This is a genomic window from Nostoc sp. C057 (assembly GCF_013393925.1).
GTDB classification, from domain to species: domain Bacteria; phylum Cyanobacteriota; class Cyanobacteriia; order Cyanobacteriales; family Nostocaceae; genus Nostoc; species Nostoc muscorum_A.
Genome location: NZ_CP040288.1, coordinates 63,378 through 78,205, shown reverse-complemented (window position 1 = coordinate 78,205; position 14,828 = coordinate 63,378). Strand labels below are relative to the sequence as shown.

16 protein-coding genes and 2 pseudogenes are annotated in these 14,828 nt (G+C 45.7%); 9 read left to right on the top strand and 9 right to left on the bottom strand.

Annotated features, from left to right (window positions below):
* Positions 1–33 precede the first annotated feature (33 nt).
* The 8 genes from FD724_RS34940 to FD724_RS34905 all read left to right on the top strand — a co-directional run bounded on the left by FD724_RS34940 (position 34) and on the right by FD724_RS34905 (position 5,837).
* Positions 34–429, top strand: coding sequence for a DUF6130 family protein (locus FD724_RS34940; RefSeq protein WP_179076268.1), 396 nt, complete (start codon positions 34–36; stop codon positions 427–429).
* Positions 426–1,175, top strand: a complete 750-nt coding sequence (locus FD724_RS34935; protein ID WP_179076267.1) for an SDR family NAD(P)-dependent oxidoreductase — start codon at positions 426–428, stop codon at positions 1,173–1,175. The genes FD724_RS34940 and FD724_RS34935 overlap by 4 nt, the downstream gene beginning before the upstream one ends.
* Positions 1,176–1,179: 4 nt before the next feature.
* Positions 1,180–1,659, top strand: coding sequence for a nuclear transport factor 2 family protein (locus tag FD724_RS34930; protein ID WP_179076266.1), 480 nt, complete (start codon positions 1,180–1,182; stop codon positions 1,657–1,659).
* A 53-nt stretch (positions 1,660–1,712) separates the two neighbouring features.
* Positions 1,713–2,117: a DUF302 domain-containing protein gene (locus FD724_RS34925; RefSeq protein ID WP_256874698.1), complete on the top strand. Its 405-nt coding sequence runs from the start codon at positions 1,713–1,715 to the stop codon at positions 2,115–2,117.
* 221 nt (positions 2,118–2,338) lie between these two features.
* A complete protein-coding gene (locus tag FD724_RS34920; protein ID WP_179076265.1) occupies positions 2,339–2,986 on the top strand; it encodes a cysteine hydrolase in 648 nt (215 codons plus the stop codon).
* Between the two features lie 28 nt (positions 2,987–3,014).
* Positions 3,015–3,380 (top strand): hypothetical protein, encoded by a 366-nt coding sequence (locus tag FD724_RS34915; protein WP_221643396.1) that lies wholly within the window; start codon positions 3,015–3,017, stop codon positions 3,378–3,380.
* Positions 3,381–3,546: 166 nt separating this feature from the next.
* Entirely contained in the window at positions 3,547–4,941 is a 1,395-nt protein-coding gene (locus FD724_RS34910; RefSeq protein WP_179076454.1) for a mercuric reductase, read from the top strand.
* A 74-nt stretch (positions 4,942–5,015) separates the two neighbouring features.
* Positions 5,016–5,837, top strand: coding sequence for a malate dehydrogenase (locus FD724_RS34905; protein WP_256874697.1), 822 nt, complete (start codon positions 5,016–5,018; stop codon positions 5,835–5,837).
* Positions 5,838–5,840: 3 nt separating this feature from the next.
* Here the strand turns inward: FD724_RS34905 and tehA are convergent, their stop codons facing one another.
* The 8 genes and pseudogenes from tehA to FD724_RS34865 form a co-directional block, all read right to left on the bottom strand.
* Positions 5,841–6,818, bottom strand: coding sequence for a dicarboxylate transporter/tellurite-resistance protein TehA (gene tehA, locus FD724_RS34900; protein ID WP_179076264.1), 978 nt, complete (start codon positions 6,816–6,818; stop codon positions 5,841–5,843).
* A 180-nt stretch (positions 6,819–6,998) separates the two neighbouring features.
* Entirely contained in the window at positions 6,999–7,946 is a 948-nt protein-coding gene (locus FD724_RS34895; protein ID WP_179076263.1) for a class I fructose-bisphosphate aldolase, read from the bottom strand.
* A gap of 208 nt (positions 7,947–8,154) precedes the next feature.
* A pseudogene (gnd, locus tag FD724_RS34890) lies at positions 8,155–9,165 on the bottom strand (phosphogluconate dehydrogenase (NAD(+)-dependent, decarboxylating)).
* Between the two features lie 159 nt (positions 9,166–9,324).
* The gene (locus tag FD724_RS34885; RefSeq protein WP_179076262.1) at positions 9,325–9,795 is read right to left on the bottom strand and encodes a hypothetical protein; all 471 of its coding nucleotides are present in this window, start codon (positions 9,793–9,795) and stop codon (positions 9,325–9,327) included.
* A 194-nt stretch (positions 9,796–9,989) separates the two neighbouring features.
* A complete protein-coding gene (locus FD724_RS34880; protein WP_179076261.1) occupies positions 9,990–11,279 on the bottom strand; it encodes an NAD(P)/FAD-dependent oxidoreductase in 1,290 nt (429 codons plus the stop codon).
* Positions 11,280–11,468: 189 nt separating this feature from the next.
* Complete coding sequence (locus FD724_RS34875; protein ID WP_179076260.1) at positions 11,469–12,005, bottom strand: general stress protein; 537 nt, start codon at positions 12,003–12,005, stop codon at positions 11,469–11,471.
* Positions 12,006–12,047: 42 nt separating this feature from the next.
* Positions 12,048–12,281 (bottom strand): annotated as a pseudogene (locus FD724_RS34870) (response regulator transcription factor); the annotation flags it as partial.
* Between the two features lie 24 nt (positions 12,282–12,305).
* On the bottom strand, positions 12,306–12,515 hold the full coding sequence (locus tag FD724_RS34865; RefSeq protein ID WP_179076259.1) for a hypothetical protein: 210 nt from the start codon (positions 12,513–12,515) through the stop codon (positions 12,306–12,308).
* Between the two features lie 656 nt (positions 12,516–13,171).
* Here FD724_RS34865 and FD724_RS34860 point away from each other — a divergent pair.
* On the top strand, positions 13,172–13,333 hold the full coding sequence (locus FD724_RS34860; protein WP_179076214.1) for a hypothetical protein: 162 nt from the start codon (positions 13,172–13,174) through the stop codon (positions 13,331–13,333).
* Positions 13,334–13,343: 10 nt separating this feature from the next.
* Here FD724_RS34860 and FD724_RS34855 read toward each other — a convergent pair whose 3' ends face one another.
* Positions 13,344–14,816, bottom strand: a complete 1,473-nt coding sequence (locus FD724_RS34855; RefSeq protein WP_179076258.1) for an IS66 family transposase — start codon at positions 14,814–14,816, stop codon at positions 13,344–13,346.
* Between the last annotated feature and the right edge of the window lie 12 nt (positions 14,817–14,828).

Here is a 14,828-nt window from a genome sequence, read left to right as displayed (position 1 = left end):
TAGTGCCATTCTACTCTCAGGTAATTATCTGTTATGAACAGCCACACACCGAGCGCTAGGGACATTATCGGATCATCACCGTTGATTGCGATTGAAAACGAAGCACCACCCAAGCTGATTGTCGATCCACCGCTTCCCGAACCACTGGCACAGGGACGTGTCTTCATCCTGTACCGGACTGAGAATTTGCGTGTGTTGCCAGTGTTCGGCAAAAGTGCCCTCGAAGTATCGCCGCGCATCGGTCATATCCACATCACCGTTGACGACGCGCCGTGGCACTTTGTCGATGCCAGTGGGGAAACGATCATCCTGGTCGGATTGGAACCTGGCGCGCACAAGGTACTGATCGAACTAGCTGACCCCACGCACAAAGTAATCACTAGCGAAACTGTAGAGTTCACACTGCCAGATATTAAGAAATCATCATGAAAAAACTAGAAGGAAAAATCGCAGTTGTAACGGGAGCATCTAAAGGAATTGGTGCTTCAATTGCCAAACATCTGGCAGCCGAAGGTGCAGCAGTGGTCGTCAATTATGCCTCTAGTAAAGAAGCAGCCGATCGCGTGGTTGATGAAATTACTAGTGCAGGTGGCAAGGCGATCGCAGTACAGGCAGATGTTACCAAAAAAGCAGAGGTCGAAGGTCTTTTTGTCAAGACAGAGCAGACATTTGGCAGACTTGACATCTTGGTGAATAATGCCGGAATTTATGAATATCTGCCGCTCGAAGACATCACAGAAGAGCATTTCCATAAACAGTTCGATCTCAATGTACTGGGATTAATCCTTACCTCCCAACAAGCAGCAAAGTACTTTGGCTCGGCAGGCGGTAGTATTATCAACATTAGTTCCATCGCCAGCACCGCCACACCTGCGACTGGCTCGGTATATAATGCCACCAAAGCAGCTGTCGATGCTGTAACAAAGTCACTCGCCAAAGAATTGGGTTCACGCCAGATCCGTGTTAACTCGATTAATCCTGGCATGGTAGAAACAGAGGGACTGCAAGCATTGGGAGTTCTCGAAAGCGATTTTCGCAAACAGGTTGAAGCGCAAACGCCGCTTGGTCGCATCGGGCAAGTGCAGGACATCGCACCTGCTGCTGTCTTCTTCGCGTCCTCCGATTCAGGTTGGATCACTGGGGAAACGCTGCACATCGCAGGTGGTATTCATTGATACTATGACCAACGCCGAAAGTCCTCGACTACCCCTGCCGCCTTTTGATCGTGAATCCGCTATCCAAAAAGTCAGAATCGCAGAAGATGCTTGGAACACACGTAACCCTGAACTAGTATCACTTGCTTACACGTCGGATAGCATTTGGCGCAACCGCTCAGAATTTCTATCTGGTCGTGAGGCGATCGCACAATTCTTGACACGTAAGTGGCTTAAAGAATTGGACTACCGTCTGATCAAAGAGCTTTGGGCTTTTCAAGACAACCGCATTGCTGTCCGATTTGCTTACGAATGGCATGATAATTCCGGCAACTGGTTTCGCTCTTACGGCAATGAGAATTGGGAGTTTGACGAACATGGATTAATGCGATGGCGTATTGCCAGCATCAACGACCTGCCAATTCACCAAAGCGATCGCAAATACCACTGGATACTAGGTCGTCGTCCTGACGATCACCCAGGATTGTCAGACCTCAATCTTTGAAAAGCCCACCAGACCATATCACCCAGTTTTTATCCTACAAGAACTCCACTGCTATGAATGCAAACAACGGCATCATTAGCCAGCTCAGTCAATATTCAGTGCCTGTAACCATTGATCGATTAGAAGCCGTCCTTCAAGTAAAAGGCATCACCATTTTTGCCCGCATCGATCAACAGGCTGAAGCCGAAAAAGTTGGACTAAGCTTGTGTCCTACACAGTTGTTGCTGTTTGGCAACCCGAAAGCCGGAACTTCCCTCATGGTGGCAGAACCAACGATCGCCTTGGATTTACCCCTGAAAGTACTGGCATGGGAAGCGACTGACGGCAAGGTGTGGGTGAGTTACAACGATCCTAATTACTTAAAACAGCGATTTTCTCTCTCCGATGAGTTGGTGAAAAATATCGCTATCATTGCACCTTTAATCTATCAAGCACTTAGTTCCGCCGATCGCCAATAAGTTGCAGAATTAGCACGCGATCGCACCTTGGCGTTTTTGAAACAGCATTTAGGCAGTGGTGTCAAAGTCTAAAATGGGGTGACTACTGCCAGATAATTCGACTACCGCGATCGCCCTGACAACCAAAATATTCTGATTCTGAATCATTGGGAAAACGCTGCATATCGCGGGTGGTTTTTAAGAAAGAGAACGGTGAAAATCAACAAGCAACGAGAAAAACCATGAACATCAACAAGAATGACACCGCAGTAGTTGTCATCGATCCGCAAAACGATGTCTTGAGCGAAAAAGGGGTTTCCTGGGATTTGGTGGGTGAGAGTGTTAAGGATAACAACACCATCGAAAACATTGAGCGAATCTTCAAAGCCGCGAAGCAGAATGGATTTGAAGTTTTTATCTCCCCTCACTATTACTACCCCACCGACTATAGTTGGAAATTTGCCGGAAACCTAGAGCAAATGATGCTTGAGGTTAAGGAGTTCGATCGCCGTGGTGCATTGAGCCTCGATGGATTCCTGGGATCGGGTGCTGACTGGCTCGATCGCTATAAGCCTTTCATTGAGGATGGCAAGACGATTGTGGCCAGTCCGCACAAAGTCTATGGGCCGCAAACTAACGACCTCGTTTTGCAACTGCGTAAACGCAACATCAGCAAAGTCATTATACTTGGAATGTTGGCAAATCTTTGTGTTGAAGCTCACCTACGCGAATTGCTTGAGCAGGGATTTGAGGTTCTTGTTGTCAAAGATGCAACAGCAGCCCCTCGGCATCCGCAACTGGGCGATGGCTACAAGGCAGCACTGATCAACTTTGGCTATATTGCCAATGCAGTCCTTTCTACAGATGAAGTTGTAGCAGCAATCAAGTAATGTCAAACTTATTAATTTTACAAAACTTATGAAAATATCTGCCTTACTCCTGGCCCTGCCAATCAGTATCTTAGCTAATTTTTCCTTAAGAGCTTCTGCTGATTCTACTGCTGGCCTCATCCTGAGTACGAAATGCCAGGGTGGCTACAACATCAATATTTGGCAGAATTATAATTCCGGTGAACTACTCTATCGCGCAACCAATCCCAACGGTAATTTAAGTTTGGGCAAAGGAACTAGCCAAGCGACAGAAGGTGTTCGAGTGTATAAGTTTCGGAGTGGAATTTATAAATATTGGGTGTGGGATGGCACGTTAGATAACCCGCAGTCTGGAACTTTAGAGGTGTATAAAAACAACCGTATCTTAATGAAGCAAGCTTGTACGAAAAGTTGAATCCTAAGCGCGGGTGTTATGCACTTTTTTGAAACCCAGTTAAGGGAAGCATCTTGATTTACGCTCCCGAAATGCGCGATCGCTAAAACCCTCTTAGTCAGCCAGTTTTTTCTGAAATTCATAACACCTTATAGAAATCGTATTCACCTTGTCAAACTCAAAGGATATGGAAGTGGACACTCAACACTATGACGATATTATTATCGGCGGCGGCAAAGCGGGTAAAACACTAGCACCAGCGCTGGTTGCTGACGGACGTAAAACCGCTCTGGTTGAACGCAGCTTAAATATGATTGGTGGCGGGTGCATTAATATTGCCTGCATTCCTACTAAAACTATGGTGGCGAGTGCCAATGTAGCAAACACAGTGCGAAACAGTGCCGCTTATGGGGTTAAAACCAACACACCCAGCGTTAATTTAGCAGAGGTGATCCAACGAAAACGATCGGTTGTGCAAGGGATGCGTGAAATGAACTTGCACAATTTAGAAACGGCTCTCGATAGCAACTTGATCATTGGCGAAGCAAGGTTTGTTGCTCCCAAAACGATCGCAGTAACGACGACTGAGGGGAACAATCGCTTACTTACCGCCGAACGCTTATTTATTAATACAGGCACACGACCGTTAATTCCATCTGTACCCGGACTTACTGAAGTTGAGTTTTTAACAAGTGAGTCGATTATGGAGCTAGAATATTTGCCTGAACACCTGATTGTTCTCGGTAGTGGCTATATTGGTTTAGAGTTTGCTCAGATGTTTCGGCGCTTTGGCTCTCGCGTTACTATCATTGGGCAAAGTGAGCAAATCCTGTCACAGGAAGATCCAGATATAGCGATCGCAGTTCAAAGACTTTTAGAACAAGATGGTATTGAATTCTTATTAAAAGCGAAGGTGTTGAGGGTTGATCGCACTGGTAATGAAACCATCCTGCAAATCCAAGTTGGCGATCGTGAAATCACCATCCAGGGTTCGCATTTGCTCGTCGCCGTTGGTCGTGCGCCCAATACCGAGGGCTTAAATTTACCTGCTGCTGGTGTGGCAACTGATACACGCGGATTTATTCAAGTCAACGATCGCTTAGAGACAAATGTACCCGGAATTTGGGCGTTAGGCGATATTAATGGCGGGCCGCAATACACTCATATATCGCTCGATGATTATCGCATTATCAAAGCTAATTTAATTGATGGGTGTAACCGTAGTACACGGGATCGATTGGTTCCATCCTGTCTGTTCATCGATCCAGAACTGGCTCATGTGGGTTTGACTGAAACTGAAGCACAGCAACAAGGATATACAATCCGCGTGGCGAAGGTAGATGCGTCAGCCGTTCCTAGAGCAAGAACGCTCGGTCAAACCGATGGACTGCTAAAGGCGATCGTAGATACAGATACAGGTCGTATTTTAGGGTGTTCCCTGTTGTGTCATGAAGCAGGTGAAGTGATTTCAACAGTGCAGATGGTGATGCAAGCTCAGATGCCCTACACCGTTCTGCGCGATGGTATTTTGACTCATCCCACGATGACCGAAGGGTTAAATATATTGTTTTCCAAGTTGTAAAAAGACAGCAATTGCAGACCCAAGGACTTACCAAATAAACGACATTTCACTCTTGAAGATCAAGTAGATATAGCATGATTAGTAAAACATCTAAAGTCGGTATTATTGGTGCAGGGAATGTAGGTGCAGACGTTGCAAATGCTTTAGTTTTACTCGGTAGATGTGTAAGGGTTGTCCTTTTTGACCGAACCTTATCAAAAGCTGAAGGACAAGTATGGGACATTGAAGACAGCATTCCCCTACTTAAAGAGATGGAAATCATACCATCAAATCAGTATGAAGATTTAGCTGATTCAGATATCATTATTGTGACTGCTGGGGTGCAGCCGAAACTTGGACAGACGCGATTAGATACATTGAGCGACAATGCAGAGATTATAAGTTCAACAATCAAAGAATTGGATCGAGTTGCACCGAATTCAATCGTACTTATCATTAGCAATCCAGTGGATGTACTCACGCGGATTGCGATCGCTACTTCCACCAGAGCAGAAAACCTAATTTTCGGTTCGGGAACCGTTCTTGATACTGCTAGACTGAGATATCAACTTGGAAAGCGACTGAATGTTGCAAAACAAGACGTTCATGCTTATGTGATTGGAGAGCATGGAGACAGTGAATTTGTCGTTTGGTCTAGTGCATTTATTGGGGGAATTCTGTTAACTAAATTTCCCATACCACAAGGAGCAACGCTAGAACAAATTCAGCAAGAGTACATACAGTTAACTCGTAAACGAGGCTATAACATTTTTGAACGCAAAGGAAATACAAGCTATGGTATATCAACAGTAGTTTGTCAGTTAGTTGATACCATCCTGCGAGATGAAAAGCAAATATTTCCATTAGTTGTTGCAGCCATAATTTCTACTCCCAATATGTTCTGGAAAAATGAATGATCGTTAGCTTAGTAATTTGCCCCGCAGCAAGAGCCGCACTGTTCCTAGAGCAATACTGCCGATCGCAATATTTGCGCCAATGAATAGCAGTAGTGCCAATTCTTGCATCACTCCAGTCATGCCGCGTTCAACAAGGCGCAAAGATGCCAGCGACAGGGCAGCAATGCCGAGGGTGAATGCCCAGTAGGAAGCTGTAAAGGGTTGTTGAAATAACCACGGTAGCAACCGTAGTAGAATCAGCGCTTGCAACAGTCCATAACCGAAGAGGAACTGAGCAAAGGCATCGGGCTGACCACTGGTGATACTCAAATAAGCAACACAGCCAACGACAGGGGGGGCAAGTTGAATGCCCAGCGTTGGACGTAGTGGTTTAGGCAACGCTTCTAACAAGTAGAGGCGCTGCATAATCATCGACTCCAGTGCTAGCCACGAAAACAGCCCTCCTCCAAAAAAGAACGGTCCCCATTCTCGATAACCGAGGGTACTAGCAACGATCGCACTGACAAAACTACCCGCGACTGTAGAGAGGTAGAGAATGGGTGTAATTATTTCTGGCTTACGTCCTCCCATCCATAGCTGACCGGAACGATACACGCCAAAGCTTAACTGACCAATTGCACCGACAACAAATAATGTGATGGCGATCGCACGAGAGTAGGGTGCGATCGCTAGCGCTACAAACATCGTAGACACAGGCACTAAGCCGATAAAGCAACACAAAACAGGATGCTCAAATTCAGCTAAGGCATCTGCTCTTGCCCACAGCCATTTACCCACATAAAGCAGCAACAACACGAGCCAGATTGCAATTGTCAGCAGCATAATTACTTCGCCAATCCAGGTAGGCAAGTGCCAAAGTTTAGCAGCTACTCGCCAGCAACTACCTAATCCTGCCAAACCCAGAATCATGCCAAAAAAGGAAGCAGGAATGATGACATGATAATCTTTCAATAAAGTAGGCTTTGGACGTGATTTTCTCATGATCTAGCTTTCCTGGCAGCAGTAGAGAGATGCAAGCGATGAAAAAAGTCAGGCATATTGGGGTGGGAAAGATTGCTTCAAGGTGAGGAGTCGGTTTGTAATAGAGACAACAAACCCAATTTTTAGGCTGTTTTGATCGATTTCGATTGTAAACTCATCAAAACAGCCTTGATAGACAAATTAGGTCAGTGCAGGAGTGCGAATGGGTGCAGACTGTTCACTGTAAATATCCATGATTGTGTTGAGCAATCGCAGTGCATCTGGCTTGGAACGCTGGAAAGAATTGCGTCCGATAATCGAACCAAATCCATGTCCAGCATGAATAGCACGAACTTCATTGAGGAAAGCATCATCACTGTCGATCGGCCCACCCGAAAAAATGACAATCCGCCGTCCGTTAAAGGCACATTGCACCACATGATGCACTCGTTGAGATAATGTTGCGATCGGAATTTGCTCTTGCTCATACACCTTGCGGGCTGCATCCTGTTCGATGTGTTCGTTTGGTAGCTTCACCTTGATGATGTGAGCGCCCAATTGAGCTGCAATCTGAGCCGCATAGCCAATCACATCGATCGCTGTCTCACCCACTTTACTTAAACCCGATCCTCGCGCATAAGACCAAATCATCACGACCAATCCATGCCGCTTTGCTATCTCGGCACAGGCTCGAATCTGCTGATACATCTCAAACCGATGGGCTGAACCTGGATAGATAGTGAAGCCGATGCCCACGCATCCTAACCTCAGCGCATCCTCCACGCTGCCAGTGAGTGCTTGTGTTGGGTCTGACTCAGCTAGTAACACATCGTGATCATTGGCTTTCAGAATTAGGGGAATTTCACCTGCAAATTCTCGCGCTCCCGCTTCCAAAAATCCTAACGGTGCGGCATAGGCATTGCATCCTGCTGCGATCGCTAACTCAAAATGATAGCGAGGATCATAGGCTGGTGGGTTGGGCGCAAAACTGCTAGCGGGCCCATGCTCAAAGCCTTGATCCACAGGCAGCATGACGACTTTGCCAGTTCCAGCTAGTTTGCCATGATTTAGCAACCGGGCTAAATTAGTCAGCGTTCCGGGATTGTCGCTGCCATACCAACTGAGAATTTCTTTTACTCGATGAGTCATTATGTTTCTCCTAAAATTATCAATAAAGGCAGGAGTTAGGGGGCAGGAGGCAGGAGGAAAACTGACCGCTAACTCCTGCTAGTACCGTCAGGACAAGGTGAAACACCGCACCAAATTTTTAATTTGATGGCTCTTATTCAGGAGGGGTCTGAATCCCCTTCTGAATAAAGACCTCCTGCCTTCTGCCTCCTGCCTCCTTCAACTTTGCCTATTGTTCTACGTGTCCGCCAAACTGGAAACGCATGGCAGACAACAGCTTATCTGCAAAATCATTTTCGCCGCGTGAGCTAAACCGTTGATACAGGGCTGCGCTGAGTACAGGGACAGGAGTACCTTCGTCAATGGCGGCTGCGATCGTCCAGCGTCCTTCGCCTGAATCAGACACGCGCCCCCCAAAGCCTGATAGGTCTGGTTGTTCTAGGAGGGCGATCGCAGTTAGATCCAGTAGCCAGGAGGCAATTACACTGCCCCGTCGCCAAACTTCGGCAATATCGGGCAGATTCAAGTCATACTGATAGTGTTCAGGATTGCGGAGGGGGGTCGTTTCAGCATTAGCCACACGGTTCTGCTTACCCACATTGGCGTGATGCAAGATATTCAATCCTTATGCGTAGGCTGCCATCAAGCCATATTCGATGCCATTATGCACCATCTTGACAAAATGCCCTGCCCCATTCGATCCGCAGTGCAGATAGCCTTCTTCAGCCGTACCGCCCACCTTTTCCCGTCCAACAGTACGCGGAATATCACCCCGTCCGGGAGCTAATGATTTAAAAATGGGATCGAGATACTGAACCACCGTCTGAGATCCACCAATCATCATGCAATAACCACGCTCCAAACCCCACACTCCGCCACTGGTTCCCACATCTAGGTAGTGAATGCCCTTTTGCATCAGATCATTTGCCCGTCGAATATCGTCAATGTAGTAAGAGTTGCCACCATCAATTAAGATATCGCCGGAATCCAGTTTTGCAGCCAGTTCCTTCACCATCTGCTCGGTCGGTTCTCCGGCTGGCACCATCAACCAAATCGCACGAGGTTTATCGAGCTTCTGAACAAAATCATCCAAGCTGTAAGTGCCGATCGCCCCTTCTGATACAAGCTGTTTCACTTTGTCAGGTGTGCGATTGAACACCACACATTCATGGTTGTTTTGCAGCAATCGCCGAACAATGTTCGCACCCATACGTCCCAGACCAATCACTCCCATCTGCATAATTTTTCTCCAATGTAATTCTCGTTTGCATAGAGTCGGTTCTGATTAGAGATAAGATTCTGGTTCATCGTTCCTGCTCAAGTACATCACCTGTGCAAAAGGGAAGCGATGGGCTTAAGCCTCGCCAGAGGCGATCGCAACTCTGTTCGATGTATTGTTTTATCGATTATCGATTGATTTCTCAAATGTATATAACTGTGAGTGACCCGTTCTAGTGGGGGCTGAGATAACAAATCGACTCACCCCTTGCTCCCACTTTGCGGTTGCATCAACGGTGTAAGGACTAGCGGTGCCAAACTGGTTAAGGCTGCTGGGTGGAGGGGTGAAAATCAGATGAAACTTACTTCCGCGATGGTAACCGCTAATTTGAGCAAAGTTCTCACCATCATTAGACTTCAAACTTCCGTACAGTTTGCCGGCAGGATCAATAAATACGAGTATCTGCCCCTGAGAACCGACAGTACGGAAGGTTCCCGTCCAACTGCCTCGGTAGGAAAGTACATAGTCTTGAGAGGGATTTGGTTGAGCTTGGCTGACTATAAGCGCGAAGAGAGGCTGCGAGTGTAGCAGTCCAATCATGCCAATCGTTAAAATTCCACCAATCAATCGTTTTGTTGTTCCTATCTTCATCAGTGGTTCTCTTTAAATAGATGATTGATCAACTGCCAATCTGTCAGATCCCTCGTAACCATAGGGTTCTGAGGTGATGGTGGGAATCTCTTCAAAGTTTTCGCTTGGCGGCGGTGAGGAGATTGTCCACTCTAATCCAGTGGCATACACAGATGGATGAGTGATCGCTCTCGTTGTTCAACCGAAGAGAGAGGCTATTTTGCGATTGTTTCTGGCTTCATCTTGGGTCTGTGATAGCGATGGAAAGTTTCTTCCTTCAGCCATTCTGTGGTTGCCTTAAAGTCATGCAGTGGGGTGGGCAGCATTTCCAAATACACTGCACTGCGAATTAGATCGCCAGGTTTGCCAGTTATCTGCACTTTGTCAAACAACCTTGCTACCCCATTTCCTAAACCCAATTTCATTAGCGTACCTCGAAGACTCACATGGGCTGGGCTAGGAGATGCTCCTTTAGCAAGGGCAATCAAATTGTGAGCAATGCTCGCACCTTGCTGATATGCTACCTGGGCTAGAGTCGGCAAGGATTGTGGCTGCACGGAAGCGCAATCGCCTGCGGCAAACACTTCTGGAAAATCCAGCAGTTGCAGAGTTAAAGTGACAAGCGGTAGCCCATGTTTATCCAGGTGATCTGCGGGAATTTGGGACTTGAGATTTTGGATGAGTGGGTTCACGGCAGTCCCGGCTGTCCAGATGGTGGTTTGAGTCAACAGCATTTTTATCTCACTGCTGTTGGCAGGTTGATACTCCAGGTGGTCTTGAGCAACCGCTTTCACCCCTACGCCTAATATCAACTCAACAGGTACTGTTCGAGTTCTGAAAGCGTGGAGAGCCTCTTCCTGCAAACCTGCGTTGACATCGCCTGCGAGAATCGTTTTGCCATGATTGATTAAGACAATGCGAATCTGACGAATATCGCCGCCGAGTTGGGCGTACCAGTTGGGTAATAAATCTGCCAGGGTTGCCGCCATTTCTACCCCTGTCGGGCCTGCTCCAACGACAGCAAACGTGAGGAGCGATCGCCGTTGCGTTTCGTCATCCGTTTGGCTAGCACGTTGCAAACATTCTCGTAACTGGCTCTCCAGAGCGATCGCATTCTCTTGTGTCCGAAATGCGAATGCGTTTTTTTGTGCGCCCTCTGTTCTTAAATAACCCTGAATACTGCCAACAGCTAAGACCAGATGACCATAGATATAATCTGAGCCAGAAGCTAACTTAAGACGTTTTTCTTGCAGGTTGATCGCAACTACTTTGTCCTGTACAAAGTTGATATCACTGCCTTGCAGCAACTCTTTATAAGTCGGACAAACGACATCTTCTGACAATTCACTTGTCAATAGTTCATACAACATTGGCTTGAAGACAAACCGTTCTTGTGGATCAATCAAAATGATCGACCGCAAGTCTTGCTGATGACGCAGATGCAACGCTGTAAAAAGACCTATGAAGCCTGCTCCGACAATCACTGTAGGGCGAGAAGAATTCATTTTAGTAAGTGGTGGATAAACAGCAGCAAGCAATCATGCACAAGTAGCATTGGAATCAAAATGTACGCTAACGACTGATTCCTGTGATTAAAGATAAAGCTCTGGAACGATCAGAGTTTTAGAGACGGCATAATTAAGAGATTAGGTCAGAAATAAAATATGACATTACAAGGTGTGGCTGCTGTTAATTTAAACAACAACTTCTTGAGCAACTTTAGGATTTACCCTAGTTAGAATCTGTTGCGCTCGATCAATTTCCTCATCTGTGCCTGAGACAATCACCATGAACTTACCAGCTTTGATTTCTGTCTCGTACTTCAGGGCTTGCTCTTTGGGAATTCCCAATCCTACAAGGGCACCTACCAACCCCCCTGCCACAGCAGCTCCACCCCCTACAACCAGACCTTCGAGCCAACCTGCCAGCACTCCGGCAACGTGTCCAGCTACAATCACAGGCCCGACTCCTGGAATAAACAGCAAACCAACCCCTGTGAGAATGCCAAATAGTCCACCAAAAAAGCTGCCCCAGTAACCTGCTTCTCCGGCTCCAGCTTTAGCCGTATCTTTCCAGGTGAGAAAGCCACGGATATGTTCAGTAGTTTGATAGTCTTTACCGATGATCGAAATCTTTTGCATATCGAAGCCCGCTTTTTGCAGTTCTAATAGGGCGGTTTCTGCTTCAACATGGGATGGAAAAACTTTCACAGTTTCGTGTTTGCACAACATAGATTTGACTCCTTATGAGTAAGAATTAAACAGCATTATCTTTTAAGTGGACAAGACCTGATCGCACGCAGCGTCCGGATTGCTACCTGAGTGCGTTGGCGTAGCCTCTCGTAGAGAAGCCTTGCCTTCGGCATCGCTCGCACAGAATTTCTTCAAAATATTGCGAACATGGGTTTTCGCCGTACCTGTACTGATGTACAAATTTTGGGCAATTCCATCATCATTGCTGTACCCGTCAACAATCAGTTGCAATATCTTTAACTCTCGCTCAGTCAACGTTTCAATAGTAAGGATTTAGCTTTATTCCGGTTCTATGGCTCGAATTGCAATTGTTTCAGCATGGTTGCTGCCATCAGCTTGAACAGGATTTGCGTGTTGAAGCAATCTAGAGACCTCTTGGGCGACAGCAGTGAGTGCATGATTAATAGGAGAATTTCCAAAAAAGTTACTCTGAGTTGGAACTTTGGAATACTCAAAGTCATCTCCAACTAGTAATGGCATACGTGTCATAAAATTATCCTCAACGAAATATTGATTGAGATTACTGACTCAATTCGTAGATGATCTAAGCTGTTTGAAATACTGAGAAATTATTCTGTTACCAGAAGACCATGAATAAGAATCAATAACACAATTGATCTGACGATGACGTAAAGCCGATCGTGCTGTTGCCAAAACGCGAACATTGACGCGAGCAATGTACACTTTTTTAGATATATCAGACAGGAATTGGGAAATATCAGGTCACGGTCAAGGCTCACTGATACTGTATGTTCAGCATCGGCGTTGAGCATACAACCCTCTTCTTACTCTCTTTGTGTCAAGTAAACTGAAATATTGCAACTAAATTGCTCTCAATATTTGCCTGAATTAAATATATGCAATTAACTCTAACTTGTCGTCCACTCAAAGTTGAAACTTTTGTACAATACAATGATTGATGAATCAGTCCATATATCAATGTAAGGTTAGCTTCAACTAAGGTTGGAATCTAAATTCATACTAAAGTTCAATACCTTAGACAATTTACAAGGGTTCAACGCCTGTGGAAAAGGGATGGATACATCCGTGCATACAGCACTTCCGACAGCTATACAGCGCTTCCCGCTATTATGCAATACAGTTTTTATCCTTGCCCCCTCCTAGCATAGCTTTCAGTTTTGAGGATGTACCTCATAGCTGCCGGAAGTGCTGTAAAGTACATCCTCAAATCTGAAAGCTTTGATAAAAGAGAGCAAGGAGAAAACTTATTTGGCATGAGTATTGCGATGCCGATAGTACAATCGCTACTCTGTCATGCTCAAGCTGGTGGTTTTGGCACAGAGTAAGGATTCAGGTCTAATATTTAGGAAGCAGAGATGGGCGAGACAGATAATTATTAGAATTAGCCAGCAGTGCTTGTGCAAAAAAGTCAATCACAGACCTACCTTGACGACGACAGGTTTGCACCACTGTTAACAGATGGGCAGTGTGTCTAAACCTGTCCATTGAACGGGAGCCACCACTTACTTTACGTTTCGTCACAGCCAAACGAAGGGAACGTTCAGCCTGATTGTTATCAGGAGGAATTTCAGGGTAGTCAAGGAAATACCACCATTGAATTGCTTTATCACGCAAAGAGCGTAAAAGGTTGCCGGCCGTAGCTCCTGCCTTGTCAAGCCACTGATGGAGTGAGGAATACAATTTAGATTTGAATTGATTGACCCAATCGTTGTAACTGGTGGAGTCAAGAGTCTCAAACCATCGAGCATAATTCCTAAAAGCTTCATCAATTAAATCAACAAAAGCTTCGCCAATAGCTTGGTTGTGAAGACCTGGAAGTTGAATTAGTTTTTTGAAGTGTCGGCGTAGATGAGCCAAACATTTCTGCTGGGCAAAAGCTGGATAGCCATTGTAAACGCTAAAATCATCGCTGCTGAGTACCTCTGCATACTCAGTCCCTAAAATTGTTTCTAATTCGGCTCGTGAACGAGTGTCAGCCGCAGTAAACAGACAGAAATCAGAATTGGCAACTACCCACAACCATTCTTTGACTCCTTTAACTGACCAAGGTGTTTCATCCACATGAACATTCGGTTGTGTCTGTTTTACCCAACTACTTAACTCAATAATGCTCGGTTTAATTGCTTGAGTTATTCGTTCATTGGTTGCTACTATTGTTCCTAACCCAATTTCAACTTGCCCTAATTCCCACAACATTTCTTGCTGTTTTTCATAGGGCATATGTGCATAATTATTGACCCATCCTAAAAAGGACTGTAATCTAACTCCTAAATCCTGCCCTGGAACAATATCTGGCGACCATGAGGCTGTTTGTATATTTCCACAGCATTCACACATACAGGTATGGCGTTGATACTCCACTATTTCAATGGGACGTTCCACTAATTGCGCTACAGACTGTTTTTCTACCTTCACTGCCACTGTTGCAAATGCTTTTTGACCACAAAAGACACAATCAGTCGGTCGTAAGATTTCATAACGATCTACTCTGCCAAAGCCCTTACGGGTTTTTCCAGTATGTCCTGGTTGCCCACCTGGTTTTCTTTTGGGGTGGTTCGGTTCTTCTTCCAAGGGTGCTTTTTTGTTTTCACTCTTTTTGAGGATGTCCCCAGATGGTGGTTTCGATGAGGTAGAACTATCCAAATCTCGGCTGACTTTTAAACGTTCTACTTCAAGGTGTAGTTCTAAGATTGTTTTCTGTAACTCACGTATTGCCTTGCCCTGCTCAATAATTATCTCTACCAGTTCTTCTTTTGATAACTGGTTCAAGCTTTCTCGGTCTAAATCTTGAGGCAGGTTTTGGTTCATATTTGTGATACT